Source organism: Streptomyces sp. NPDC056144, from assembly GCF_042264145.1.
GTDB lineage: Bacteria > Actinomycetota > Actinomycetes > Streptomycetales > Streptomycetaceae > Streptomyces.
Window position 1 is genome coordinate 669602 of the sequence record NZ_JBHJVF010000003.1, and the last position, 25216, is coordinate 694817.

General features: G+C 72.3%; 22 protein-coding genes. 18 read left to right on the plus strand and 4 right to left on the minus strand.

Annotation, left to right across the window (positions count from 1 at the left end; translation table 11 throughout):
- Nucleotides 1-86: 86 nt before the first annotated feature.
- The 11 genes from ACFC0Z_RS13900 to ACFC0Z_RS13950 all read left to right on the plus strand — a co-directional run bounded on the left by ACFC0Z_RS13900 (nucleotide 87) and on the right by ACFC0Z_RS13950 (nucleotide 14974).
- A complete protein-coding gene (locus ACFC0Z_RS13900; RefSeq protein WP_376436488.1) occupies nucleotides 87-1643 on the plus strand; it encodes a PucR family transcriptional regulator in 1557 nt (518 codons plus the stop codon).
- Nucleotides 1644-1723: 80 nt separating this feature from the next.
- Nucleotides 1724-2689, plus strand: coding sequence for an EamA family transporter (locus tag ACFC0Z_RS13905; RefSeq protein WP_376436490.1), 966 nt, complete (start codon nucleotides 1724-1726; stop codon nucleotides 2687-2689).
- A gap of 149 nt (nucleotides 2690-2838) precedes the next feature.
- On the plus strand, nucleotides 2839-4284 hold the full coding sequence (locus tag ACFC0Z_RS13910) for an aldehyde dehydrogenase family protein (RefSeq protein ID WP_376436493.1): 1446 nt from the start codon (nucleotides 2839-2841) through the stop codon (nucleotides 4282-4284).
- Between the two features lie 181 nt (nucleotides 4285-4465).
- On the plus strand, nucleotides 4466-6391 hold the full coding sequence (locus ACFC0Z_RS13915) for an acyl-CoA dehydrogenase family protein (RefSeq protein WP_376436496.1): 1926 nt from the start codon (nucleotides 4466-4468) through the stop codon (nucleotides 6389-6391).
- A gap of 63 nt (nucleotides 6392-6454) precedes the next feature.
- A complete protein-coding gene (gene aroA / locus ACFC0Z_RS13920; protein ID WP_376436498.1) occupies nucleotides 6455-7702 on the plus strand; it encodes a 3-phosphoshikimate 1-carboxyvinyltransferase in 1248 nt (415 codons plus the stop codon).
- A gap of 34 nt (nucleotides 7703-7736) precedes the next feature.
- Nucleotides 7737-8987, plus strand: a complete 1251-nt coding sequence (dxr, locus tag ACFC0Z_RS13925; RefSeq protein WP_376436501.1) for a 1-deoxy-D-xylulose-5-phosphate reductoisomerase — start codon at nucleotides 7737-7739, stop codon at nucleotides 8985-8987.
- Nucleotides 8984-10291 (plus strand): RIP metalloprotease, encoded by a 1308-nt coding sequence (locus ACFC0Z_RS13930; RefSeq protein WP_376436504.1) that lies wholly within the window; start codon nucleotides 8984-8986, stop codon nucleotides 10289-10291. Before dxr ends, ACFC0Z_RS13930 begins: the two co-directional genes overlap by 4 nt.
- A gap of 103 nt (nucleotides 10292-10394) precedes the next feature.
- A complete protein-coding gene (ispG, locus tag ACFC0Z_RS13935) occupies nucleotides 10395-11552 on the plus strand; it encodes a flavodoxin-dependent (E)-4-hydroxy-3-methylbut-2-enyl-diphosphate synthase (protein WP_360807880.1) in 1158 nt (385 codons plus the stop codon).
- Between the two features lie 173 nt (nucleotides 11553-11725).
- Nucleotides 11726-12571, plus strand: a complete 846-nt coding sequence (locus ACFC0Z_RS13940) for a GNAT family N-acetyltransferase (RefSeq protein WP_376436507.1) — start codon at nucleotides 11726-11728, stop codon at nucleotides 12569-12571.
- A 75-nt stretch (nucleotides 12572-12646) separates the two neighbouring features.
- On the plus strand, nucleotides 12647-13201 hold the full coding sequence (locus ACFC0Z_RS13945; protein WP_376436510.1) for a GNAT family N-acetyltransferase: 555 nt from the start codon (nucleotides 12647-12649) through the stop codon (nucleotides 13199-13201).
- Between the two features lie 69 nt (nucleotides 13202-13270).
- On the plus strand, nucleotides 13271-14974 hold the full coding sequence (locus ACFC0Z_RS13950) for a proline--tRNA ligase (protein ID WP_376436513.1): 1704 nt from the start codon (nucleotides 13271-13273) through the stop codon (nucleotides 14972-14974).
- Between the two features lie 70 nt (nucleotides 14975-15044).
- On the opposite strand, the gene ACFC0Z_RS13955 is transcribed toward ACFC0Z_RS13950, so the two are convergent.
- Genes ACFC0Z_RS13955 through ACFC0Z_RS13970 form a run of 4 tightly spaced genes read right to left on the minus strand, consistent with a single transcriptional unit; the run spans nucleotide 15045 to nucleotide 17937 of the window.
- On the minus strand, nucleotides 15045-15947 hold the full coding sequence (locus ACFC0Z_RS13955) for a slipin family protein (RefSeq protein WP_376436516.1): 903 nt from the start codon (nucleotides 15945-15947) through the stop codon (nucleotides 15045-15047).
- Between the two features lie 49 nt (nucleotides 15948-15996).
- Nucleotides 15997-16896, minus strand: coding sequence for an aminoglycoside phosphotransferase family protein (locus tag ACFC0Z_RS13960; protein ID WP_376436519.1), 900 nt, complete (start codon nucleotides 16894-16896; stop codon nucleotides 15997-15999).
- Nucleotides 16897-16945: 49 nt separating this feature from the next.
- Complete coding sequence (locus tag ACFC0Z_RS13965; RefSeq protein ID WP_376436522.1) at nucleotides 16946-17362, minus strand: ferritin-like domain-containing protein; 417 nt, start codon at nucleotides 17360-17362, stop codon at nucleotides 16946-16948.
- Nucleotides 17359-17937 carry a hypothetical protein gene (locus ACFC0Z_RS13970; protein WP_376436524.1) on the minus strand — a complete coding sequence of 193 codons (579 nt, stop codon included), beginning with the start codon at nucleotides 17935-17937 and terminating at the stop codon, nucleotides 17359-17361. Before ACFC0Z_RS13970 ends, ACFC0Z_RS13965 begins: the two co-directional genes overlap by 4 nt.
- 169 nt (nucleotides 17938-18106) lie before the next feature.
- Here ACFC0Z_RS13970 and rimP point away from each other — a divergent pair, with 169 nt between their 5' ends.
- From rimP to truB, 7 genes are all read left to right on the plus strand, one after another.
- The gene (rimP, locus tag ACFC0Z_RS13975) at nucleotides 18107-18604 is read left to right on the plus strand and encodes a ribosome maturation factor RimP (protein WP_376436527.1); all 498 of its coding nucleotides are present in this window, start codon (nucleotides 18107-18109) and stop codon (nucleotides 18602-18604) included.
- Nucleotides 18605-18606: 2 nt separating this feature from the next.
- Nucleotides 18607-19602 carry a transcription termination factor NusA gene (nusA, locus tag ACFC0Z_RS13980; protein ID WP_376436530.1) on the plus strand — a complete coding sequence of 332 codons (996 nt, stop codon included), beginning with the start codon at nucleotides 18607-18609 and terminating at the stop codon, nucleotides 19600-19602.
- Nucleotides 19603-19676: 74 nt separating this feature from the next.
- Nucleotides 19677-19967, plus strand: coding sequence for a YlxR family protein (locus ACFC0Z_RS13985; RefSeq protein WP_376436533.1), 291 nt, complete (start codon nucleotides 19677-19679; stop codon nucleotides 19965-19967).
- Nucleotides 19968-20117: 150 nt separating this feature from the next.
- Nucleotides 20118-23210, plus strand: coding sequence for a translation initiation factor IF-2 (gene infB, locus ACFC0Z_RS13990; RefSeq protein WP_376436536.1), 3093 nt, complete (start codon nucleotides 20118-20120; stop codon nucleotides 23208-23210).
- Nucleotides 23211-23351: 141 nt separating this feature from the next.
- Nucleotides 23352-23645 (plus strand): DUF503 domain-containing protein, encoded by a 294-nt coding sequence (locus tag ACFC0Z_RS13995; RefSeq protein ID WP_376436539.1) that lies wholly within the window; start codon nucleotides 23352-23354, stop codon nucleotides 23643-23645.
- Between the two features lie 29 nt (nucleotides 23646-23674).
- Nucleotides 23675-24115, plus strand: coding sequence for a 30S ribosome-binding factor RbfA (rbfA, locus tag ACFC0Z_RS14000; protein WP_376436542.1), 441 nt, complete (start codon nucleotides 23675-23677; stop codon nucleotides 24113-24115).
- Nucleotides 24112-25014, plus strand: a complete 903-nt coding sequence (gene truB, locus ACFC0Z_RS14005; protein ID WP_376436545.1) for a tRNA pseudouridine(55) synthase TruB — start codon at nucleotides 24112-24114, stop codon at nucleotides 25012-25014. Before rbfA ends, truB begins: the two co-directional genes overlap by 4 nt.
- Nucleotides 25015-25216 lie beyond the last annotated feature (202 nt).

Sequence of the window (25216 nt, forward strand, 5' to 3'; positions counted from 1 at the left end):
GGCGCCGCTCGGCTGAGCGGCGCCCTCCCCAGTACCGCGTGCGGGCCCCCGTGGCGGTACCCGCTCAAAGGTTCGACGGGTCCCCCATGCCGCCCACCCTCGCCTCGCTCGTGCAGCACTCCGCCCTCAAGCTGGTCGTCCGCGCGGGTGAGGACCGCCTCGACACCCCTGTCCGCTGGGCCCACGTCAGCGAGCTGGCCGATCCCGTCCCGTACATGGAGGGCGGCGAGCTTCTGCTCACGACCGCGCTCACCCTGGACGCGGAGGACCTGGAGGCGATGCGCCGCTACGTCCGGCGTCTTCTCGGCGCCGGTGTCGTCGGCCTCGGTTTCGCCGTCGGGGTCAACTACGAGGAGATCCCCCGCGCTCTCCTCGACGCCGCCCGCGAGGAGCACCTCCCCCTCCTGGAGGTCCCGCGCCGGACCCCCTTCCTGGCCATCAGCAAGGCCGTCTCCGCCGCCATCTCCGCCGACCAGTACCGCGCCGTCACCGCCGGCTTCGAGGCCCAGCGGGAACTGACCCGTGCCGCTCTCGCCGAGGGCCCCGAGGCCGTCGTCGCCCGTCTCGCCGCCCACGTCGACGGCTGGGCCGCGCTCTACGACACCTCCGGCACCGTCGTCGCCGTCTCGCCCGAGTGGGCCTCCCGCCGCGCCGCCCGGCTGACTCCCGACGTCGAGCGTCTCCGCGACCGTCCGGCCCCCGCGAGCGCCGTCGTCGGCGGTACGGACGACCGGGTCGAGCTGCAGTCCCTCGGTACCGGCCGCCGCGTCCGGGGCGCCCTCGCCGTCGGCACCGGTGCCCCGCTCGGGACGGCCGAGCGGTACGCCGTCCATTCGGCCATCGCGCTCCTCACTCTCACGACGGAACGTTCCCGCTCCCTCCAGGCCGCCGAGCACCGCCTCGGCGCCGCCGTCCTGCGCATGATGCTCGCCGGTCAGCCGGACCATGCCCGCGCGGTCGCCGGCGACGTGTACGGGGAGCTGCTCGACGCCCCCTTCCGTCTGCTCGTCGCCGAGTCCGTCGGTGGCGACCCCGCCTCCGATGCCCCCCTGTCGGCCCTCGCCGAGACCCTGGAGACGGCCGCCGCCCGTGCGGGCGAGTCGGTGCTCACCGTCCCGGAGGGCGACGGGCGGCTCGTCGTCCTCGCCGGTGACGGCGGCGCGGTCGCCGCGGCCTGCCACGGGTACGCCGAACGGGAGGCCGAGGAGGCCGGCGTCGTCGTCGGGCTCTCCGCCCCGGCCGGGCCGGCCGCCGCGGCAGCCGCGTACAAGCAGGCCGAACAGGCCCTCGCCGTCGCCCGCCGCCGCGGCCGCGCGCTCGTCGAGCACGAGGAGCTCGCCGCGGGCTCGGTCCTGCCGCTCCTCGCCGACGACGCCGTCCGCGCCTTCGCCGACGGGATGCTCCGCGCGCTGCGCGAGCACGACGCCACGGGCCGCGGCGACCTGGTCGCCTCGCTGCGCGCCTGGCTCGCCCGCCACGGCCAGTGGGACGCGGCCGCCGCCGACCTCGGCGTCCACCGGCACACGCTGCGCTACCGGATGCGGCGGGTGGAGGAGATCCTCGGGCGCTCGCTCGACGACGCGGACGTCCGTATGGAGCTGTGGCTGGCGCTCAAGGCGACGGGAGGAGATACGGAGTCGTAGAGGTCCAGACTTCGGGATCCCTGCCCGGATCCGGGCAGTTTTCTTGGCTACGGGCTTCCGTGCTCCCTAGTCTCCTGGGCATGACAAGCCCTGCCGCTGATCCGACCGACACCCCTGCTCCCACGAGCATCGGCACACCCGCCGCCGTCCCCGCCCCCCGCCGCATCACCGGCGCCGTCTGGGCCGCGCTCGGCATCGTCTACGTCGTCTGGGGATCCACGTACCTCGGCATCCGGATCGCCGTCGAGACCATGCCGCCGTTCCTCTCCGCCGGCGCCCGTTTCGTCACCGCGGGCCTGATCCTCACCGGGATCATCGCCTGGCGGCAGGGTCCCGCCGCCCTCAAGGTCACCCCGCGTCAGCTCGCCTCGGCGGTCGTCGTCGGCCTGCTCCTCATCCTCGGCGGCAACGGTCTCGTCGTCCTCGCCGAGACGTCCATACCCTCCGGCCTCGCCGCGCTCCTCATCGCCGTCGTGCCCGCCTGGGTCGTCATCCTCAAGGCGGCGTACGGGCAGCGGCCCACCCTCGGCGGTGTCGGCGGTGTCCTTCTCGGTCTGGCCGGGCTCGCCGTCCTCACGCTTCCCGGGCTCAGCGGCGACGTGAAGATCGGCGGCGTGCTCCTCGTCCTCGCCGGCACTCTCTGCTGGGCCGTGGGCTCCTTCTCCTCCTCGCGCATCCCCATGCCGTCCAACCCGTTCACCGCCAGCGCGTACGAGATGCTCGCGGGCGGCCTCGCGGGCCTCTGCGTCGGCCTGATGCGGGGCGAGCAGCACGGCCTCGACCTCGCCGGGATCTCCACCCGCTCCTGGGTCGCCCTCGCCTACCTGGTCGTCTTCGGCTCCCTGATCGCCTTCACGGCGTACGCCTGGCTCCTCCAGGCCGCCCCCATCTCCCTGGTCGCCACCTACGCGTACGTCAACCCGGTCGTCGCCGTCGCCCTCGGCGCCCTCGTCCTCGACGAGGCCCTGACCTGGCCGATCGTCCTCGGCGGCGCGATCGTCGTGGGCGGCGTCTGCCTGATCGTCTCCACCGAGCGGCGGGGCTGACCCGGGGGCGCGCCGACGCGCCCCCGCCAAAGCGGACAGCGGCCTCACCCCCACCACTCCACACCGGACAAACCCATACCCCCCACCCCGGCCCTAACGTGTCCCCAGAGCAACCGCTCGCTCCCCGAAACGGAAAGGGCCGGGCCGCAATGACGACCACCCACGCCTTCTGGCTCGCCGGCCGCGAGGCCACCGGCGACGCCACCTTCGACGTCACGAACTCGTACGACGGACGTCTGGTCGGCAAGGTCAGCGTGCCCACCGAGGCTCAGGTCGAGGAGGCCGTCGCCGCCGCGCAAGCCGTCGTCGACGAGTTCGCCGCGACCCCGGCGCACGTCCGCGCCGCCGCCCTCGACCACGTGTCGAAGCGGCTCGCCGAGCGCACCGAGGAGATCGCCCTCGTCATCTCCGCCGAGAACGGCAAGCCCATCAAGTGGGCCCGCGGCGAGGTCGGCCGTGCCGTCTCCGTCTTCCGTTTCGCCGCCGAGGAGGCCCGCCGCTGGAACGCCGGCGAGGCCCAGCGCCTGGACACCGAGGCCGGCGGTGTGGGCCGCCTCGCCGTGACCCGCCGCATCCCCACGGGCGTCGTCCTCGGCATCGCGCCGTTCAACTTCCCGCTGAACCTCAGCGCCCACAAGGTCGCCCCGGCCATCGCCGTCGGCGCCCCGATCATCCTCAAGCCGGCCCCGTCGACGCCGATCTCCTCCCTGATCCTGGGCGAGATCCTGGCCGAGACCGACCTGCCGGCCGGCTCCTGGTCCATCCTGACCGTGCCGAACGACCGCATGCCGGCCCTCGTCAAGGACGAGCGCCTCCCGGTCATCTCCTTCACCGGCTCCGACAAGGTCGGTTACGCCATCCAGGAGTCCGTGCCGCACAAGCACTGCACCCTGGAGCTCGGCGGCAACGCCGCCGCCGTCGTGCTGCCCGACTGGTCCTCCGAGGCCGACCTGGACTGGGCCGCGACCCGCATCGCGACCTTCTCCAACTACCAGGGCGGCCAGTCCTGCATCTCCGTGCAGCGCGTGATCGCCGACGCCTCCGTCTACGACCGCCTGCTCCCGAAGATCGTCGCGGCCGTCGAGGCCCAGGTCACCGGCGACCCGGCGGACGACGCCACCGACGTCGGCCCGCTCGTCGACGAGGCCGCCGCCCAGCGCGTCGAGTCCTGGGTCGACGAGGCCGTCGCGGCCGGCGCCAAGCTCCTCACCGGCGGCAAGCGCGAGGGCGCCACCTACGCCCCGACCGTCCTCACCGAGCTTCCCGAGGGCGTCACCCTGGCCCGTTCCGAGGTCTTCGGCCCGGTCCTCACGGTCGCCAAGGTCGACGGCGAGGCCGAGGCCTTCGCCGCCGTCAACGACTCGGACTTCGGCCTCCAGGCCGGCGTCTTCACCCACGACCTCCAGACCGCGTTCCGCGCCCACCGCGCGCTCGAGGTCGGCGGCGTGATCATCGGTGACGTCCCGTCGTACCGCGCCGACCAGATGCCGTACGGCGGCGCCAAGCGCTCCGGCGTCGGCCGCGAGGGCGTCCGCTACGCGATGGACGACTACACGTACGAGCGTGTCCTCGTCCTGACGGGCCTGGCCCTGTAACAGCACCACCGCGAGACCAGGCGGTCCGAGCCCACTGTGCGGGGGCTCGGGCCGCCTTTCGTCGTCCACGCGCGCGCGTGGAGCGGTGGCGGGTCCCCGCCCGCCGTCTTTCCGGACGCCTCGACATGGGGTACGACGGACAGGAAGCCCAGGACCGGAGCAGGAGCCCCAGGAGGCGTCCATGTCCGCACCCGCCCAGCGCCCGCCCAAGGTCACCGAACGCGAGGCCCGGCAGACGGCCGAGGCCGCACGTGAGCAGGACTGGCACAAGCCCAGCTTCGCCAAGGAGCTGTTCCTCGGCCGGTTCCGGCTCGATCTCATCCATCCGCACCCGCTGCCCGACCCCGAGGACGTGCGGCGCGGCGAGGCCTTCCTCGCGACGCTCCGTACGTTCTGCGAGACCCGGATCGACGGCGCCCGCATCGAACGCGAGGACCGCATCCCCGACGAGACCGTCGCCGGCCTCAAGGAGATCGGGGCGCTCGGGATGAAGATCGACCCGGCGTACGGCGGCCTCGGCCTCACCCAGCTGTACTACAACCGGGCCCTCGCGCTCGTCGGTTCCGTGAGCCCGGCGGTCGGCGCGCTGCTCTCCGCGCATCAGTCGATCGGCGTACCGCAGCCGCTGAAGCTCTTCGGCACGAAGGAGCAGAAGGAGACCTTCCTGCCCCGCCTGGCCCGTACCGACCTCTCCGCCTTCCTCCTCACCGAGCCGGACGTGGGCTCCGACCCGGCGCGGCTCGCCACCACCGCCGTACCCGAGGGCGACGACTACGTCCTCGACGGAGTGAAGCTCTGGACGACGAACGGCGTGGTCGCCGACCTCCTCGTCGTCATGGCCCGGGTCCCCGCGTCCGAGGGGCACCGGGGCGGCATCACCGCCTTCGTCGTCGAGGCCGACGCGCCCGGCGTGACGGTCGAGCACCGGAACTCCTTCATGGGCCTGCGCGGCCTGGAGAACGGCGTCACCCGCTTCCACCGGGTCCGGGTCCCGGCGGCGCACCGCATCGGCCCCGAGGGCGGCGGCCTCAAGATCGCGCTCACCACCCTCAACACCGGCCGCCTCTCCCTCCCGGCGGCGTGCGCGGGGGCCGGGAAGTGGTGCCTGAAGGTCGCGAGGGAGTGGTCGGGGGTCCGCGAGCAGTGGGGCAAGCCGGTCGGACGGCACGAGGCCGTCGGCACGAAGATCTCATTCATCGCGGCGACCACCTTCGCGCTGGAGGCGGTCGTCGAGCTGGCCTCCCAGATGGCCGACGAGGACCGCAACGACATCCGCATCGAGGCCGCGCTCGCCAAGCTGTACGGCTCCGAGAAGGCGTGGCTGATCGCCGACGAACTGGTCCAGATCCGGGGCGGGCGCGGGTACGAGACCGCCGACTCGCTCGCGGCCCGCGGCGAGCGGGCGGTCCCCGCCGAGCAGATGCTGCGCGACCTGCGGATCAACCGGATCTTCGAGGGCTCGACCGAGATCATGCACCTCCTGATCGCCCGCGAGGCCGTCGACGCCCACCTCTCCGTCGCGGGTGACCTCATCGACCCCGACACCTCGCTCGCCGACAAGGCGAGGGCCGGGGCCCGGGCCGGAGGCTTCTACGCCCGCTGGCTGCCGGGGCTCGTCGCCGGTCCGGGACAGCTGCCGGGGGCGTACGGGGAGTTCGGCGCCCTCGCGACCCACCTCCGGTACGTCGAGCGGGCCTCCCGCAGGCTCGCGCGCTCGACCTTCTACGCGATGTCCCGGTGGCAGGGGCGGATGGAGCTCAAACAGGCGTTCCTCGGCCGGATCGTCGACATCGGGGCGGAACTGTTCGCGATGAGCGCGGTGTGCGTGCGGGCGGAGCTCCTGCGGACGACGACGGACCACGGCCCCGAGGCCCGGCGACTCGCGGACGCGTTCTGCCGCCAGGCCCGCCTGAGGGTCGAGGAGCTGTTCGGCCGCCTCTGGTCGAACACGGACGACGCGGACCGCCGGATCGCGGACGGCGTCCTGACGGACCGCTACACGTGGCTGGAGGCCGGCATCGTGACCCCGCCCGACGAGGCCCCCTGGATCGCGCCCACGCCCCCGGGCCCTTCGGCCCACGAGAACGTCCACCGCCGCCTGCGCTGACGGCCCCGTCCACGGACCGGAACACCACGCCCGCGCGTACCCCCACAGGGCAGGATGGGGGACGTGACCGTCATCGACATCCCCGGATCCAAGTCCGTCACCGCCCGCGCGCTGTTCCTCGCCGCCGCGGCCGAGGGCACCACGACCCTCCTGCGGCCGCTCGCCTCCGACGACACGGAGGGGTTCGCCGAGGGGCTCGGCGCGCTCGGGTACGGGGTGCGGCGGGAGGCCGGCGCCTGGCACATCGACGGGCGCCCGGCCGGTCCCGGCGCGGAGACCGCCGACGTGTACTGCCGGGACGGCGCCACCACCGCCCGGTTCCTGCCGACGCTCGTCGCCGCCGGCCACGGCACGTACCGCTTCGACGCCTCCGCCCAGATGCGCCGCCGCCCCCTCGGCCCGCTCAGCACCGCCCTGCGCGAGCTCGGCGTCGACCTGCGGCACGGCGACAAGGAGGGCCACCACCCGCTCGCCGTGCACGCCGACGGCGTGAAGGGCGGCGCGCTGACGCTCGACGCGGGCCAGTCGTCCCAGTACCTGACGGCCCTGCTCATGCTCGGCCCGCTCACCGCCGAGGGCCTCGACATCACGGTCACGGACCTGGTCTCGGAGCCGTACGTCGAGATCACGCTCGCGATGATGCGGTCGTTCGGCGCGGAGGTCGTCCGGGAGGACGTCCGGGAGGGCCGTACGTACAAGGTCGCGCCGACCGGCTACCGCGCCCTCACCTACGGCATCGAGCCCGACGCCTCCACCGCCAGCTACTTCTTCGCCGCGGCGGCCCTCGAACCGGGCCGCTCGGTCACGGTCCCCGGTCTCGGCAGGGGTGCGCTCCAGGGCGACCTGGCGTTCGTGGACGTGCTGCGCCGGATGGGCGCGGACGTCGAGATCGGCGACACGGAGACGACGGTCCGGTCCACCGGCACCCTGCGCGGACTGACCGTCAACATGCGGGACATCTCGGACACCATGCCGACCCTCGCCGCGATCGCGCCCTTCGCCGACGGCCCGGTCCGCATCGAGGACGTCGCCAACACCCGGGTCAAGGAGTGCGACCGCCTCGACGCCTGCGCGGAGAACCTCCGCCGCCTCGGCATCACCGTCCACACCGGCCCCGACTGGATCGAGATCCACCCCGGCACGCCGACCGGACCCGTCGAGATCGCCACGCACGGGGACCACCGGATCGTCATGTCCTTCGCGGTCACGGCCCTCCGCACGCCCGGGATCACCTTCGACGACCCGGGTTGCGTGAAGAAGACGTTCCCGGACTTCCACGAGGTTTTCCACAGGTACACCCGGACCGCGTGAAGACCGCACAGGCTTTGGGGCAAGAATGGGGGGCATGAGCGACCGCCCCTCTCCTCTCGCCGATCCGCACATCGCCTTCGACGTCTCCGAAGGACGCCGGGACATCGTCGTCCTCGGCTCGACCGGATCCATCGGCACCCAGGCCATCGACCTGGTCCTGCGCAACCCCGACCGCTTCCGGGTCACCGCCCTCGCCGCCTCCGGCGGCCGTGTCGGGCTGCTCGCCGAGCAGGCGCACCGGCTGAGGGTCCGGCAGGTCGCGGTCGCCCGCGAGGAGGTGGCCGAGGAGCTGCGTACGGCCCTGAAGGCGCTGTACGGCTCCGAGCCGCTGCCCGAGATCCTCGCGGGCCCGGACGCGGCCACCCAGCTGGCCGCCTCCCCGTGCCACACGGTGCTCAACGGCATCACCGGCTCCATCGGCCTCGCGCCGACCCTCGCCGCCCTCGAAGCCGGCCGCACCCTCGCCCTCGCCAACAAGGAGTCGCTGATCGTCGGCGGCCCCCTGGTGAAGGCGCTCGCCAAGCCCGGCCAGATCATCCCGGTCGACTCCGAGCACGCGGCGCTCTTCCAGGCGCTGGCCGCCGGCACCCGCGCCGACGTCCGCAAGCTGGTCGTCACCGCCTCCGGCGGCCCGTTCCGCGGCCGTACGCGCGCGGAGCTGGCCCACGTGACCCGCGAGGACGCGCTCGCCCACCCGACCTGGGCCATGGGCCCGGTCATCACGGTCAACAGCGCGACGCTCGTGAACAAGGGCCTGGAGGTCATCGAGGCCCACCTGCTCTACGACATCCCCTTCGACCGCATCGAGGTCGTCGTCCACCCCCAGTCGTACGTGCACTCGATGGTCGAGTTCACGGACGGCTCCACGCTCGCCCAGGCCACCCCGCCGGACATGCGCGGCCCGATCGCCATCGGCATCGGCTGGCCCGAGCGCGTCCCGGACGCGGCCCCCGCCTTCGACTGGACCAAGGCCTCCACCTGGGAGTTCTTCCCGCTGGACACGGAGGCCTTCCCCTCGGTCGGCCTCGCCCGCCACGTGGGCGGCCTGGGCGGAACCGCCCCCGCCGTCTTCAACGCGGCGAACGAGGAGTGCGTCGAGGCGTTTCTCGCCGGACGCCTGCCGTTCAACGGAATCATGGATACGGTCACAGCGGTCGTCACCGAGCACGGACAGCCCACCACGGGAACCTCGCTCACGGTGTCGGACGTCCTCGAAGCGGAGACCTGGGCGCGCGCCCGGGCCCGTGAGCTCGCAGCGAAGGCAACAGCGGAGGCCCGCGCATGACCGAAGTACTCCTGTACGCCCTGGGCATCGTGCTGTTCGCCCTGGGCCTCCTCGTCTCCATCGCCTGGCACGAGCTCGGTCACCTCTCCACGGCCAAGCTCTTCGGCATCCGCGTGCCGCAGTACATGGTCGGCTTCGGCCCGACGATCTGGTCGAAGAAGCGCGGCGAGACCGAGTACGGCATCAAGGCCATCCCGGCCGGCGGCTACATCCGCATGATCGGCATGTTCCCGCCCGGCGAGGACGGCAAGATCGAGGCCCGCTCGACCTCGCCGTGGCGCTCGATGATCGAGGACGCCCGCGAGGCCTCGTACGAGGAGCTCCAGCCCGGCGACGAGACCCGGCTCTTCTACACGCGCAAGCCGTGGAAGCGCGTCATCGTGATGTTCGCCGGACCGTTCATGAACCTGGTCCTGGCGGCCGCGCTGTTCTTCGGCTCGATGATGACGCTCGGCGTCGAGGGCCAGACGACCAAGGTCGCCGGCGTCCAGAAGTGCGTGATCGAGCAGAGCAGCAAGCGCGAGAAGTGCGAGGCCGGCGACCCGGTCTCCCCGGCGTTCAAGGCGGGCCTCAAGGAGGGCGACCGGATCGTCGCCTTCAACGGGACCCCGGTGGCCGACTGGGACACGCTCTCGGACCGCATCCGCGACACCCTCGGCACGGCGACGATCACCGTCGAGCGCGACGGACAGCGCGTCGACCTGCACCCCACGCTCGTGACCAACAAGGTGCCGAAGAAGGACGAGGACGGCCAGGTCGTCCAGCCCGTCACCTACGTCGACGCCGGCTACCTCGGCTTCGCCTCCAAGACGGAGGTCGCGCCCCTCAGCTTCGGCGAGACCACCGAGCGGATGACCGACCTCCTGGAGAACGGCGTCCACTCCGTCATCGCCCTCCCCGGCAAGATCCCGGGCCTGTGGGACGCCACCTTCGGCGACGGAGAGCGCGCCCAGGACTCCCCGGTCGGCGTCGTCGGCGCCGCCCGGATCACCGGCGAGCTCATGACGATCGAGGCGCCGCCGACGACGATCCTCGTGATGTTCATGAACCTGCTGGTGTTCTTCAACGTCTCGTTGTTCCTGTTCAACATGCTCCCGCTGCTGCCGCTCGACGGCGGCCACATCGCGGGCGCCCTGTGGGAGTCCGTGCGCCGTCACACGGCCCGGCTCTTCAAGCGCCCCGACCCCGGCCCGTTCGACGTGGCCAAGCTGATGCCCGCCGCCTACGTGGTGGCCGGTGTCTTCGTCTGCTTCACCCTGCTCGTGCTCGCCGCCGACATCGTCAACCCGGTGAAGATCACGTAGCTCCCAGGGGGGACGGACGCCCGCGTGTCCGGCCCCCCGCCCCCGGGGCGGTAACCTCGAACACCTGAGACCGCCGACGCACAACCTTGAGGTTGCACTTCAGATGACCGCGATTTCTCTCGGTATCCCGACCGTTCCGACCCGGCTCGCCGAGCGGCGCAAGAGCCGCCAGATCCAGGTCGGCAGCGTGGCCGTCGGCGGTGACGCACCCGTCTCCGTCCAGTCGATGACGACGACCCGCACCTCCGACATCGGCGCCACGCTCCAGCAGATCGCCGAGCTGACCGCCTCCGGCTGCCAGATCGTGCGCGTCGCCTGCCCGACCCAGGACGACGCCGACGCCCTCGCGGTCATCGCGAAGAAGTCGCAGATCCCGGTCATCGCCGACATCCACTTCCAGCCGAAGTACGTCTTCGCCGCGATCGACGCCGGCTGCGCGGCCGTCCGCGTCAACCCGGGCAACATCAAGCAGTTCGACGACAAGGTCAAGGAGATCGCCAAGGCGGCCTCCGACGCCGGCACCCCGATCCGCATCGGCGTCAACGCCGGTTCGCTCGACGCGCGGCTCCTCAAGAAGTACGGCAAGGCCACCCCCGAGGCGCTCGTCGAGTCCGCCCTCTGGGAGGCCGGCCTCTTCGAGGAGCACGGCTTCCGCGACATCAAGATCTCGGTCAAGCACAACGACCCGGTCGTCATGGTCGAGGCCTACCGCCAGCTCGCCGCCCAGTGCGACTACCCGCTCCACCTCGGCGTCACCGAGGCGGGCCCGGCCTTCCAGGGCACCATCAAGTCGGCCGTCGCCTTCGGCGCGCTGCTCGCGCAGGGCATCGGCGACACCATCCGCGTCTCGCTCTCCGCGCCCCCGGCCGAGGAGATCAAGGTCGGCATCCAGATCCTGGAGTCGCTCAACCTCCGCCAGCGCCGCCTGGAGATCGTCTCCTGCCCGTCCTGCGGCCGCGCCCAGGTCGACGTCTACAAGCTCGCCGAGGAGGTCACCGCCGGCCTCGACGGCATGACCGTCCCGCTGCGCGTCGCCGTCATGGGCTGCGTCGTCAACGGCCCCGGCGAGGCCCGCGAGGCCGACCTCGGCGTCGCCTCCGGCAACGGCAAGGGCCAGATCTTCGTCAAGGGCGAGGTCATCAAGACCGTCCCCGAGTCGAAGATCGTCGAGACCCTCATCGAAGAGGCGCTCAAGATCGCGGAGCAGATGGAGAAGGACGGCGTCGCCAGCGGCGAGCCGTCGGTCGCCATCGGCGTCTGATCCCCGCCGCACACCACGTGAAGCCCCTCCGCCCCACCGGGCGGAGGGGCTTCACTCATGGGCGGGTCACCCTGTGAGCCCGGCTCTGGCGCCCCGGAGGCGAACCGAGCCCCGAAAAGGGGGGTGGGGGTAAAGTGCGGAGACCAGCAGAACCCGCACGGTGAGGCCCCCTCGTGTTGACACAGACGACCACCCGGGTCCTCGAACCCGCCGATCTCGGCGCCGCACTCGCCGTCCTGGAGAGCGCCCCCGTCGAGAACGCCTTCGTGACCGCCCGCGTCCAGGTCGCCGGGCTCGACCCCTGGCGCCTCGGTGGCGAGATGTGGGGCTGGTACGACCAGGGGCGTCTCCGTTCCCTCTGCTACTCCGGGGCCAACCTCGTCCCGATCTGCGCAGGCCCCGATGCCGTCCGCGCCTTCGCCGACCGGGCCCGCAGGATCGGCCGCCGCTGCTCCTCGATCGTCGGCCCCGCCGAATCCACCGCCCTGCTCTGGCGGCTCCTCGAACCGAGCTGGGGCCCCGCGCGCGACGTCCGCGCCCGCCAGCCCCTGATGATCGCCGAGGAGCCCTCCACCACGGTCGACCCCGACCCGCTGGTCCGCCGCGTCCGCAAGAACGAGATGGACGCGATCATGCCCGCCTGTGTCGCCATGTTCACCGAGGAGGTCGGCATCTCGCCGCTCGCCAACGACGGCGGCCTCCTCTACCAGGCCCGGGTCGCCGAGCTCGTCGGCGCCGGCCGCTCCTTCGCCCGCTTCGAGGACGGCAAGGTCGTCTTCAAGGCCGAGATCGGCGCCGCGACCCGCCAGGCCTGCCAGATCCAGGGCGTCTGGGTAGCCCCCGAGCACCGGGGCAAGGGCCTCTCCGAGACCGGCATGGCCGCCGTCCTCCAGTACGCCCTCGCCGACGTCGCCCCCGTCGTCAGCCTGTACGTCAACGACTACAACACCCCCGCCCGCGCCGCGTACCGCCGCGTCGGCTTCCGCGAGACCGGCGCCTTCATGAGCGTGCTGTTCTGAGCCGTCGTCGCGGGGCCGGGCGTGCTGTGCCGAGCGTGCTGTGCCGACGCCCCCGGCACTTGTAGGGTGCGCCGCATGGATGACGCAGGGATCACCGAGGTCGCGATCGGACCGGTCAACCTCGCCGCCCGGGTGGACGAGGCCCTCGCCGTGCAGGCGGTCGCCTTCGGCCTGGACCGCGACGAGGTCGCCGTACGCCGTCACATCGTGCTGCGCCACCTCATGTGCCCGGGCGCCCGCGCCTACGGGGCCACCACGCCCGACGGCCGGCTCGTCGGCTTCGTGTACGGGATGCCCAACGACCGCACGCACTGGTGGTCGACCGTCGTGGAGCCGTACCTGCGCGCCACGGAAACGGCCGACTGGCTGGTCGACTCCTTCGTCATCACCGAACTCCACGTCCACCCCGACTTCCAGGGCCGGGGCGTGGGCCGCGAGCTGATCACCACGATCACCGACGGCGCCGCCGAACCGCGCTCGATCCTCTCCGCGATCGACACCGAGTCCCCGGCCCGCGGCCTCTACCGCGCCCTCGGGTACGAGGACCTCGCCCGCCAGGTCCACTTCCCGAGCGCGGCCCGCCCGTACGCGGTCATGGGCGCGCCCCTCCCGCTCAAGCGCCGGAACTGATTTCTCCTGCCAGGGATGGCCCGGCTAACCTCGGCCCTACCATCCTTACCCGTCGGGAGTACGAGAACCATGGCCAACGCACCGGTCCAGCGCATGTCGAAGTTGATGGCGAAGACGCTGCGCGACGACCCGGCGGACGCCGAGGTCCTCAGCCACAAGCTCCTCGTCCGCGCGGGCTACGTCCGCCGCACCGCCGCCGGCATCTGGAGCTGGCTGCCCCTCGGCCTGAAGGTCCTCGCCAACGTCGAGCGCGTGGTCCGCGAGGAGATGGACGCCATCGGCGCGCAGGAGGTCCTGCTCCCCGCCCTGCTGCCCCGCGAGCCCTACGAGGCGACCGGCCGCTGGGAGGAGTACGGCGCCGAGCTCTTCCGCCTCCAGGACCGCAAGGGTGCCGACTACCTCCTCGGCCCCACCCACGAGGAGATCTTCACCCTCCTGGTCAAGGACCAGTGCTCGTCCTACAAGGACCTGCCGGTGATCCTCTACCAGATCCAGAACAAGTACCGCGACGAGGCCCGTCCGCGCGCCGGCGTCCTGCGCGGCCGCGAGTTCCTCATGAAGGACTCCTACTCCTTCGACACGGAGGACGAGGGCCTCGCCGAGTCCTACGGCCTGCACCGTCAGGCGTACCAGCGGATCTTCGAGCGCCTCGGCCTCGACTACCGGATCGTCGCCGCCACCGCCGGTGCGATGGGCGGCTCGAAGTCCGAGGAGTTCCTCGCCCCGGCCGGCGCCGGTGAGGACACCTTCGCCGACTGCCCGAACTGCGACTTCGCCGCGAACACCGAGGCCGTCTACCAGGCCGTGAAGCCGGTCGACGCCGCCGGTGTCCCCGCCGCCGAGGAGATCCCCACCCCCGACACCCCCACCATCGAGACGCTCGCCGCCTCGCTGGGCGTGCCGGCCTCCGCCACCCTCAAGAACCTCCTGGTGAAGGTCGACGGCGAGATCGTCGCCATCGGCGTCCCCGGCGACCGCGAGGTCGACATGGGCAAGGTCGAGGAGCACTTCGGCGCCACGGCCACGGTCGAGCTGGTGACCGAGGAGGACTTCGCGCAGCGCGCCGACCTCGTCCGCGGCTACGTCGGTCCGCAGGGCCTGGAGAAGGTCACGTACCTCGCCGACCCGCGCGTCGCCCCCGGCACCGCGTGGATCACGGGCGCCAACAAGGAGGGCATGCACGCGAAGAACGTCGTCGCGGGCCGTGACTTCGAGGTCTCCGAGTACGTCGACGTCGTCGTGGTCGAGGAGGGCGACCCGTGCCCCAAGTGCGGTACCGGGCTCAAGCTCGACCGCGCGATCGAGATCGGTCACATCTTCCAGCTGGGCCGCAAGTACGCCGACGCCCTCAAGCTCGACGTCCTCGGCCAGAACGGCAAGCCGGTCCGCGTGACCATGGGCTCGTACGGCATCGGCGTCACCCGCGCCGTGGCCGCGCTCGCCGAGCAGACCGCCGACGAGAAGGGCCTGTGCTGGGCCTCCGAGGTCGCCCCGGCCGACGTGCACGTCGTCGCCGCCGGCAAGGCCCTCCAGACCGAGCTGGCCCTGGAGGTCTCCGACAAGCTGGCCGCCGCCGGCCTCCGCGTCCTGGTCGACGACCGCGCGGGCGTCTCCCCGGGCGTCAAGTTCACCGACGCGGAGCTCATCGGCGTCCCGAAGATCCTCGTCGCCGGCCGCCGCGCCGCCGAGGGCGTCGTGGAGCTGAAGGACCGCCGCACGGGCGAGCGCGAGGAGCTCACCGTCGACGAGGCCCTGGCCCGTCTGTCGGCGTAACCAGCCGCGTCACCAGCCGCGTCACACCTAGGCCGGGGCCCCCGCGGGGGCCCCGCGCCGCGTCCGGCGGTCAGGCCGCCGCGTCGCGCGGGGCCGGTTCCGCCGACGCGCCCGTGAGGTCCTCGATCTCCTGCTCCGCCCCGTACAGCGGCGGCACGGGCGCGGGGCCCGTGTAGGGCTGCGGCGGGGCCGTGTGCGGGGCCGCCGACGCGTCCGGCGTCGCCCGTTCCAGGAACCGCAGCAGTTCCACCGGGATCGGCAGGACCAGCGTCGAGTTCTTCTCCGCCGAGACCGCCATCACCGTCTGCAGCAGGCGCAGTTGCAGCGCCGCCGGCTCCGCCGACATCACGCCCGCCGCCTCCGCCAGCTTCTTCGACGCCTGGAGCTCCGCGTCCGCGTTGATCACCCGGGCCCGGCGCTCCCGGTCCGCCTCCGCCTGCCGGGCCATCGAGCGCTTCATCGTCTCGGGCAGGGACACGTCCTTGATCTCGACCCGGTCGATGGCGACGCCCCACCCCATCGCGGGGCTGTCGAGCATCAGCTCCAGTCCCTGGTTGAGCTTCTCCCGGTTGGAGAGCAGGTCGTCGAGGTCGCTCTTGCCGATGATCGACCGCAGCGAGGTCTGCGCCATCTGCGAGACGGCGAACTTGTAGTCCTCGACCCGCACCAGCGCGTCCGCCGGGTCGACCACCTTGAAGTACACGACCGCGTCCACCCGGACGGTCACGTTGTCCCGGGTGATCCCCTCCTGCGCCGGTACGGGCAGGGTGACGATCTGCATGTTCACCTTGTGCAGCCGGTCCACGACCGGAACGATCATCGTGAATCCGGGCCCGCGCACCTCGCTGCGCAGCCGGCCGAGGCGGAAGACGACCCCGCGTTCGTACTGCTTGACCACCCGCGCCGCCGCGCCCGCGTACACCGCGGTCGCGGCGGCCGCGCCGGCCGCTGCCATGAGCAGCTCTTCGATCATCACGGCCCCCTCAATCGGAAGGGACGAACCGTATGAAAAGGGTATTCCCCTACAGCCAGCTCGCGAACTCCAGAAGGAGCTCCGCGTCCTGCCGCCGCCCCGCCGTCAGCGCCCGCGTCCCCGACTCGACCGCGCGGAACAGGGTCCAGCCCCGCAGCCGCTCCCGGTCCACGTCGAGCGAGTCCGCCAGCTTGTTGACCCGCCGGCGCGCCGTCGCCGCGCCCGCCGAGGCGCCCACCAGGTCCTCGACCCGGTCCCGTACCAGCCGGGCGAGGTCGTAGGCCCGCTCGCCTACCAGCGGCTCGGGACCGACCACGAGCCACGGCGACCGGTCGCCGGCGAGCACCTTGCCCTGACGGAAGCAGCCGTGCAGGAGCAGCGACTCGACCGGCATCGCGAGCAGTTCCTCGCGGGCCGCGAGCGCCGAGTCCGTCAGCTCCGCGGTCGCCGGGTCCGTCCGGTACGGCTCCATCGCCTCCGCCTGGCGGCCCGTCCGCTCGGCCACCGACTCGAAGCCGTGCCCGTCCGCCGGCTCGACCCACAGCTTCCGTACGGCTCCGGCGGCCTCCAGGAGCGCCTTGGCCTCCGGCAGCGACCGCAGCGAGACCTCGGGGTGCAGCCGCTCCAGGACGAGCCCGCCCTCGGCCGTCTCGTCGAGCAGCCGCACCGCGCCCCAGCCGTTCCACCGCGCGAGCGCGTCCCGCTCCAGGTCGGGGCGGGCGAACGACGGCGCGATCTTGAGCGCGGCGGGGGAGTCGTCCGGGCGCCGGACGAGCAGGACGAGGCTGCTGCGCCCGCCGGGCGCCATCACCCGTTCGGCGGCCAGCGAGGCGTGGTCCGCCACGGCCCGCGCGTGCTCCGGAAGCGGCCCGAGCCACTCGGTCGCCGCGGTCTCCCCGTACGTCTCGCCGAGTGCCCGTACGAGTCGCTGCGGCGGTTCGAAAGCCATGCGTGCGTTGTCCTTCTGCCGTTCGGTCGACCTGGTCGGGGCCGGGGAGTCACACTCGCTCGGCGAGCCCAGGAAAGGTTACGTGGCTGCCGCGCCAGCGGACGGCACGCACGGCCGCCTCCCGCAGCGCGGCGGCCGCCTCGCTCCGCAGCGGGCCCTGTCCGGCCCGTACGAGATCGGAGTAGACCCCGGCCACCCGGTCCTCCAGGACGGCCGCGAGCCGCACCGCGCCCGCCGTGTCCGCGACCGCGAACGGCAGCGCGTAGGCCGCCTCCGCCGCCACCGGCGTCCCGCCGAGGTCGCGCACGGTCCGGCGCAGCGCGTCCCGGCGCGCCCGGTGGGCCTCGTACGCGGCGGTGGCCTCGGTGCGGCGGGCGGCGCCGATCCGGCCGCCGACGACCCCGTACCCGTACACCGCCGCGTGTTCGGCGGCCAGCGCCGCCTGGGCCGCGTCGAGGGCGCTCATGCCGGTGCTCCTTCGGTCAGCAGGTACGCGTGCGCGGCCCCCGCCGCCGCCACCGAGGCGAGCAGCCGCGCGTACTCGGACGGGGCCGTGACCAGGGCCTTCGCGTACTGGTCCGAGGTCGCCCGCTCGGCCGCCGCGAGCTCCCTGAGGGCGGCCCGTGGATCGGCCGCCACGCGCGCGCGTGCGGAGGGGGCCGCCGTGGGGGAGTGGGACGGGGAGGGGGACGCGGACGGGGACGAGCTCGCCGTCGGGACCGTCGTCCCGCCCTCCCCGAGCGCCTGCGCGTGCGCCGCCACCGACCGCCGCAGCGGCGTCAGCCGGGGCGCGAGCACGGGATGCGCGGCGAGGGCCGCGTCGTAACGTTCCAGCAGGTCGCGCGAGGCCGTCACCGAGCGGAGCCGCAGCGCGGCCTCGGCGCGCGCCACCCGTTCGGCCTCCAGCTCGGCGGCGTTCGGCTTCCGCGGACCCCCGCCGCCCTCGCCGGACGCGGTGCAGCCCACCAGGGCCGTCGCTCCCGCCGCCGCTCCCGCCAGCGCGCCCGCCCTGAGGAGTGCGCGCCTGCCCGTCGTCGTCACGCTCTCTCACTCCGTCCGTCGTACGTCGTCGAAGATCGTCGAGATCACCGCAGGCGAGCGTACCCGCGGGCCCCGGGCCCGTGGACGGCAACACCCTCCGGGACCGGATACCCTTTGATCTGACACGCGACGAACCCACAACAGCACACGCGGCCGAGGAGTCACCCGGATGAGCACCACCCAGAGCGACAGGCTGCGCGGACTCATTGAGCCGCTCGTCACCGCGAAGGACCTGGATCTGGAAGAGATCGAGGTGTCCCGGGCCGGCCGCCGCGGACTGCTGAGGGTCGTCGTCGACTCGGAGGAGGGCGTCGAACTCGACGCCTGCGCCGAGCTGAGCCGCGAGATCTCCGAGAAGCTCGACGAGACCGATGTGATGGGCGAGGGCGAGTACGTCCTCGAAGTCAGCTCCCCCGGCGCCGACCGCCCCCTGACCGAGCACCGCCACTACGTGCGCGCGACCGGTCGGCTGGCCAAGCTCTCCCTCGTCGAGGGCGGCGACCTCGTCGCCCGCATCCTCGTCGTGGACGAGGACGGCATGGACATGGAGGTCCCGGGTGTGAAGGGGCGCAAGCCCACCGCCCGTCGCGTCGAGTTCGCCGAGATCGCGAAGGCGCGTGTCGAGATCGAGTTCAACCGCAAGGACAAGAAGGAAGAGGAGGCGTAGCCGTGGACATCGACGTGAAGCTCCTGAAGGGCTTGGCACAGGAGAAGGACATCTCCTTCGAGATGCTGGTCGAGGCGATCGAGTCGGCCCTCCTCATCGCGTACCACCGCACTCCCGACGCCCGCCGCCACGCGCGCGTGGAACTGAACCGGGCCACCGGTCACGTGACCGTGTGGGCGAAGGAGGACCCCTCCGACCTGGAGGAGGGCCAGGAGCCCAAGGACTTCGACGACACCCCGACGGACTTCGGCCGGATCGCGGCGAGCACCGCCCGCCAGGTGATCCAGCAGCGCCTGCGCGACGCCGAGAACGACGTGACGTTCGGCGAGTACGCGCGCCGCGAGGGCGACGTCGTCGCCGGTGTGGTGCAGCAGGGCAAGGACCCGAAGAACGTCCTGGTCCGTCTGGACGACAAGCTGGAGGCCATCCTCCCCGTGCAGGAGCAGGTGCCGGGCGAGGACTACTCGCACGGTCTGCGCCTGCGGACGTACGTCGTCCGGGTGGCCCGCGGTGTCCGCGGCCCGTCCGTCACCCTCTCGCGCACGCACCCCAGCCTGGTGAAGAAGCTCTTCGCCCTGGAGGTGCCGGAGATCGCCGACGGTTCCGTCGAGATCTCCGCCATCGCGCGCGAGGCGGGTCACCGCACCAAGATCGCCGTCCGTTCCACCCGTTCGGGCCTGAACGCCAAGGGCGCCTGCATCGGCCCGATGGGCAGCCGCGTCCGCAACGTGATGGCGGAGCTGCTCGGCGAGAAGATCGACATCGTCGACTGGTCGGACGACCCGGCCGAGATGGTGGCGAACGCGCTCTCCCCGGCGCGGGTCTCCAAGGTCGAGATCGTCGACCTGGCCTCCCGTTCCGCCCGGGTCACGGTGCCGGACTACCAGCTGTCGCTGGCGATCGGCAAGGAGGGGCAGAACGCCCGTCTCGCCGCGCGCCTGACCGGCTGGCGGATCGACATCCGTCCCGACACGGAGCCGGCCGGTCCGCAGGACTGAGACCGTTTTTGGCCAACAGCTGTTCGATTTTTGCCCCAAACGGGTGAGGTCGGTACGGGGAGGTAGACTTAATCGTGTCTGGCCGGACGCAAGCCCGCGTATGCCCTGAACGAACCTGTGTGGGATGTCGGGAGCGAGCGGCCAAGAGCGATCTGCTGCGGATCGTGGTGAATAAGGACGAGTGCGTTCCGGATCATCGCGGTACGCTGCCCGGCCGGGGTGCGTACCTGCACCCCGCCGTGGTCTGTCTCGACCAGGCGGTCCGCCGCCGGGCGTTCCCCCGGGCCTTCAAGGCCCAGGGCCCGCTCGACACGACGGAGCTCCGTCTGCACGTCGAGGAAGCCGAGGGATCGGCACCGCAGTGAACAAGAAGTACGGCACGGATCACCGTGCGGTCAGGTACCTCGCGAGTTGGAAGTAGGTCGAGATTGCGATGAGCACTCGATGAGTACGCGATGAGTACGCCCATGAAGTAGCGACGGTCCGGCGGTAACCGGACCTCACAAAGGAGCAAAGTGGCTAAGGTCCGGGTATACGAACTCGCCAAGGAGTTCGGCGTGGAGAGCAAGGTCGTCATGGCCAAGCTCCAAGAACTCGGTGAATTCGTCCGTTCGGCGTCCTCGACGATCGAGGCGCCGGTCGTGCGCAAGTTGACTGACGCTTTGCAGGGTCCCGGCGGCAACGCCGGCAAGACCGCTGCCAAGCCCGGCGCGCCCCGCAAGGCGGCGCCCTCCCCCGCGGCGCCGTCTCCGGCCGCCGCGGCTCGTCCCGCTGCCCCCAAGCCCGGCGCCCCGGCCCCCAAGCCGGCCCCCGCCGCGCCTGCGGCCCCGGCCCCGGTCACGCCGGCCGCGCCCGCGAGCAGCACCCCCTCTCCGGCTCCGGCCGCCTCGGGCCCCCGCCCGGGCCCGAAGCCCGCGCCCAAGCCGGTTACCCCGGCTCCGGCCGCGCCCGAGTTCACCGCGCCTCCGTCGGCTCCCGCCGCCGGTGCGCGTCCCGGCGGTGCCGCCCCGGGTCCCCGTCCCGCCGGCGAGCGTCCCGCCCGCCCGGGTCAGGGTGCCCCGCGCCCGCAGGGTCAGGGCCAGGGCGCTCCGCGTCCGCAGGGCCAGGGCGCTCCCCGTCCGGGCGGTGCCCGTCCGGCCGGTCCGCGTCCGGGCAACAACCCGTTCACCTCGGGTGGCTCCACCGGCATGGCGCGCCCGCAGGCGCCCCGTCCCGGTGGCGGTGCCCCGCGCCCGCAGGGCCCCGGCGCCGTTCCCGGCGCCCCGCGTCCGCAGGGTGGCCCCGGCGGCGCCCCGCGTCCGCAGGGTCAGGGCGGCGCGCGTCCCACCCCCGGTGGCATGCCGCGTCCGCAGGCTCCCCGTCCGGGCGGCGCGCCCGGCGGTAACCGTCCGAACCCGGGCATGATGCCGCAGCGTCCCGCTGCCGGCCCGCGTCCCGGTCCTGGCGGTCGTGGTCCCGGTGGCCCCGGCGGTCGTCCCGGCGGCGGTGCCGGTGGCGGCGGTCGTCCCGGCTTCGCCGGTCGTCCGGCCGGTCCCGGCGGCGGTGGCGGCGGCTTCGCCGGCCGTCCCGGTGGTCCCGGTGGCGGCGGCGGTCGTCCGGGTGGTCCCGGCGGTGGCGGCGGCTTCGGCGGTCGTCCCGGTGGCTTCGGCGGTCGTCCCGGTGGTCCGGGTGCCCGTGGTGGCACGCAGGGCGCCTTCGGCCGTCCCGGCGGTCCCGCGCGTCGCGGTCGCAAGTCGAAGCGTCAGAGGCGCCAGGAGTACGAGGCCATGCAGGCCCCGTCCGTGGGCGGCGTGATGCTGCCTCGCGGCAACGGCGACACCATTCGCCTGTCGCGCGGTGCCTCCCTCACCGACTTCGCCGAGAAGATCGGCGCCAACCCGGCGTCGCTCGTCGCGGTGATGATGAACCTCGGTGAGATGGTCACGGCCACGCAGTCGGTCTCCGACGACACGCTGACCATGCTCGGCGAAGAGATGAACTACGTCGTTCAGATCGTCTCGCCGGAGGAGGAGGACCGCGAGCTCCTCGAGTCCTTCGACATCGAGTTCGGCGAGGACGAGGGCGGCGAAGAGGCTCTGGTCTCCCGTCCGCCGGTCGTCACCGTCATGGGTCACGTCGACCACGGTAAGACCCGACTGCTCGACGCGATCCGCAAGACGAACGTCGTCGCGGGCGAGGCCGGTGGCATCACCCAGGGCATCGGTGCCTACCAGGTGGGCACCGAGGTCAACGGCGAGGACCGCAAGATCACCTTCATCGACACCCCGGGTCACGAGGCGTTCACCGCCATGCGTGCCCGTGGTGCGAAGTCGACCGACATCGCGATCCTCGTGGTCGCGGCCAACGACGGCGTCATGCCGCAGACGATCGAGGCGCTCAACCACGCCAAGGCCGCCGGCGTCCCGATCGTCGTCGCGGTCAACAAGATCGACGTCGAGGGTGCGGACCCGGTCAAGGTCCGTGGTCAGCTGACCGAGTTCGGTCTGGTGGCCGAGGAGTACGGCGGCGACACGATGTTCGTCGACATCTCCGCCAAGCAGGGTCTGCACATCGACTCCCTGCTGGAGGCCGTCGTCCTCACCGCCGACGCCTCGCTCGACCTGCGGGCCAACCCGAACCAGGACGCGCAGGGTATTGCGATCGAGTCCCACCTCGACCGCGGTCGCGGTGCCGTCTCCACCGTCCTCGTCCAGCGCGGAACGCTGCGCATCGGCGACACCGTGGTGGTCGGCGACGCGTACGGCCGCGTCCGGGCGATGCTCGACGACAAGGGCAACAACGTCGAGGAGGCGACCCCGTCGACTCCCGTCCTGGTGCTCGGTCTCACCAACGTGCCGGGTGCCGGCGACAACCTCATCGTTGTCGACGAGGACCGTACGGCCCGTCAGATCGCCGAGAAGCGCGCCGCGCGTGAGCGCAACGCCGCCTTCGCCAAGCGCGTCCGCCGGGTGTCCCTCGAGGACCTCGACAAGGTGCTCAAGGCCGGTCTGGTCCAGGAACTCAACCTCATCATCAAGGGCGACGCGTCCGGTGCGGTCGAGGCCCTCGAAGCCTCGCTGCTCCAGCTCGACGTCGGCGAAGAGGTCGACATCCGCGTCCTGCACCGCGGTGTGGGTGCGGTCACCGAGTCCGACATCGACCTGGCGATGGGCTCCGACGCCATCGTCATCGGCTACAACGTCCGCGCGGCCGGCCGTGCCGCGCAGATGGCGGAGCGCGAGGGCGTCGACGTCCGGTACTACTCGGTGATCTACCAGGCCATCGAGGAGATCGAGGCGGCCCTGAAGGGTCTCCTCAAGCCGGAGTACGAAGAGGTCGAGCTCGGTACGGCGGAGATCCGCGAGGTCTTCCGCTCGTCCAAGCTGGGCAACATCGCCGGTGTCCTCATCCGCTCCGGCGAGGTCAAGCGCAACACCAAGGCGCGCCTCGTCCGCGACGGCAAGGTCATCGCCGAGGACCTCACGATCCACGGTCTGCGCCGCTTCAAGGACGACGTCACCGAGATCCGCGAAGGCTTCGAGGGCGGTATCAACCTCGGAAACTTCAACGACATCAAGATCGACGACGTCATCGCGACGTACGAGATGCGCGAGAAGCCGCGCGCGTAACGCGTGAGCTGCGTCCGGGGCCGGTCGGCGGGAGTTATTCCGTCGATCGGCCCCGGCCGTTCCGTGTACGGTTCTGGTGACCCTGCCGAGCGACGGCCTGGCAGGCCACCGAACCCGAACCGGCGGGACATCCGGCACCGCATGTACCTGGGGACTCTGTCCTTCGATCTGCTCCTCGGCGACGTTCACTCGCTGAAGGAAAAACGCTCCGTCGTCCGGCCGATCGTGGCCGAGCTCCAGCGCAAGTTCTCCGTGAGCGCTGCCGAGGTGGGCGACCAGGACCTCCATCGCAGGGCCCGTATCGGGGTCGCGCTGGTGTCCGGGGACGCGGGGTTCGTGTCGGACGTGCTCGACCGCTGCGAGCGGCTGGTGGCCGCGCGGCCGGAGGTGGAGCTGCTTTCGGTGCGCCGAAGGCTCCACACTGATGAAGACTGATTGAGCAAGGCAAAGAAGGAGAAGGACCAGTGGCCGACAACGCGCGGGCGAAGAAGCTGGCAGACCTCATCCGGGAGGTGGTCGCCGAGAAGCTGCAGCGCGGCATCAAGGACCCCCGCCTGGGTACGCACGTGACCATCACGGACACCCGTGTCACCGGCGACCTGCGGGAGGCCACGGTCTTCTACACGGTCTACGGCGACGACGAGGACCGCGCGAGCGCGGCGGCCGGTCTGGAGAGCGCCAAGGGCATCCTCCGTTCGGCCGTGGGCCGCGCGGCGGGCACCAAGTTCACCCCGACCCTGACGTTCATGGCCGACGCCCTCCCGGAGAACGCGCGGACGATCGAGGACCTCCTCGACAAGGCGCGGGCCTCGGACGCCCAGGTGCGGCAGGCCTCCTCGGGCGCCACCTTCGCGGGCGACGCCGACCCCTACAAGAAGCCGGGCGAGGACGAAGCCGCCGAATGAGCACCGCACCCACCAAGACGCCCGACGGCCTCGTCATTGTCGACAAGCCGTCGGGCTTCACTTCGCACGACGTCGTGGCCAAGATGCGCGGGATCGCCAAGACCCGGCGCGTCGGCCACGCGGGCACGCTCGACCCCATGGCCACGGGCGTCCTCGTCCTCGGCGTCGAGCGGGCCACCAAGCTCCTCGGTCACCTCGCGCTGACCGAGAAGGAGTACCTGGGCACCATCCGCCTGGGCCAGACCACGATCACCGACGACGCCGAGGGCGAGATCACGGCGTCGGTCGACGCTTCGAAGGTCACCCGCGAGCAGATCGACGCCGGCGTGGCCGAGCTGAGCGGCGACATCATGCAGGTGCCGTCGAAGGTCTCCGCGATCAAGATCGACGGCAAGCGGTCGTACGCGCGCGTGCGCGGCGGCGAGGAGTTCGAGATCCCGGCCCGCCCGGTGACCGTCTCCTCCTTCCGGGTGTACGACGTCCGCGAGGCCACGGCCGAGGACGGCACGCCCGTCGTCGACCTGGTCGTCTCGGTCGTCTGCTCCTCCGGTACGTACATCCGGGCGCTCGCCCGGGACCTCGGTGCCGGGCTCGGCGTGGGCGGCCACCTGACCGCGCTGCGCCGGACCCGCGTCGGCCCGTACAAGCTGGACACGGCGAAGACCCTGGACCAGCTCCAGGAGGAGCTGACGGTCATGCCGGTCGCCGACGCGGCGGCGGCGGCGTTCCCGCGCTGGGACGTCGACGAGAAGCGCGGCCAGCTTCTGCTCAACGGCGTCCGCCTGGAGATGCCGACCTACCCGCCGGGTCCGGTCGCGGTCTACGGGCCGGGCGGGAAGCTGCTCGCGCTGGTCGAGGACCAGCGGGGCAAGGCGAAGAGCCTCGCGGTCTTCGGCTGATCAGGACGGTTCGGTTCCGAGGGGGCGGCACGCGCGCGTGCCGCCCCCTCGGTGTTCCCCCCTTGTTTCCCCCCGGGGTTTCCCCTCGGGGGCTCCTGCCCACCGAATCCGGGATATTCACCCGATCAGGGAGGCGCTTGGAGTGCCAGGGGGAGCGCCAGGGGGCGCGTTTCCCGAGTCCGTCCTTCCGGTGATCACCACC

What these genes read in the sequence shown, in the direction of transcription:
- ispG (WP_360807880.1), top strand. Translation starts at nt 10,395, where the DNA reads ATGACCGCGATTTCTCTCGGTATCCCGACCGTTCCGACCCGGCTCGCC.
- ACFC0Z_RS13965 (WP_376436522.1), bottom strand. Translation starts at nt 17,362, where the DNA reads ATGAGCGCCCTCGACGCGGCCCAGGCGGCGCTGGCCGCCGAACACGCG.
- rimP (WP_376436527.1), top strand. Translation starts at nt 18,107, where the DNA reads ATGAGCACCACCCAGAGCGACAGGCTGCGCGGACTCATTGAGCCGCTC.
- truB (WP_376436545.1), top strand. Translation starts at nt 24,112, where the DNA reads ATGAGCACCGCACCCACCAAGACGCCCGACGGCCTCGTCATTGTCGAC.
- ACFC0Z_RS13950 (WP_376436513.1), top strand. Translation starts at nt 13,271, where the DNA reads ATGGCCAACGCACCGGTCCAGCGCATGTCGAAGTTGATGGCGAAGACG.
- ACFC0Z_RS13900 (WP_376436488.1), top strand. Translation starts at nt 87, where the DNA reads ATGCCGCCCACCCTCGCCTCGCTCGTGCAGCACTCCGCCCTCAAGCTG.
- ACFC0Z_RS13915 (WP_376436496.1), top strand. Translation starts at nt 4,466, where the DNA reads ATGTCCGCACCCGCCCAGCGCCCGCCCAAGGTCACCGAACGCGAGGCC.
- ACFC0Z_RS13955 (WP_376436516.1), bottom strand. Translation starts at nt 15,947, where the DNA reads ATGATCGAAGAGCTGCTCATGGCAGCGGCCGGCGCGGCCGCCGCGACC.
- ACFC0Z_RS13930 (WP_376436504.1), top strand. Translation starts at nt 8,984, where the DNA reads ATGACCGAAGTACTCCTGTACGCCCTGGGCATCGTGCTGTTCGCCCTG.
- ACFC0Z_RS13960 (WP_376436519.1), bottom strand. Translation starts at nt 16,896, where the DNA reads ATGGCTTTCGAACCGCCGCAGCGACTCGTACGGGCACTCGGCGAGACG.
- ACFC0Z_RS13910 (WP_376436493.1), top strand. Translation starts at nt 2,839, where the DNA reads ATGACGACCACCCACGCCTTCTGGCTCGCCGGCCGCGAGGCCACCGGC.
- ACFC0Z_RS13905 (WP_376436490.1), top strand. Translation starts at nt 1,724, where the DNA reads ATGACAAGCCCTGCCGCTGATCCGACCGACACCCCTGCTCCCACGAGC.
- ACFC0Z_RS13945 (WP_376436510.1), top strand. Translation starts at nt 12,647, where the DNA reads ATGGATGACGCAGGGATCACCGAGGTCGCGATCGGACCGGTCAACCTC.
- ACFC0Z_RS13995 (WP_376436539.1), top strand. Translation starts at nt 23,352, where the DNA reads ATGTACCTGGGGACTCTGTCCTTCGATCTGCTCCTCGGCGACGTTCAC.
- dxr (WP_376436501.1), top strand. Translation starts at nt 7,737, where the DNA reads ATGAGCGACCGCCCCTCTCCTCTCGCCGATCCGCACATCGCCTTCGAC.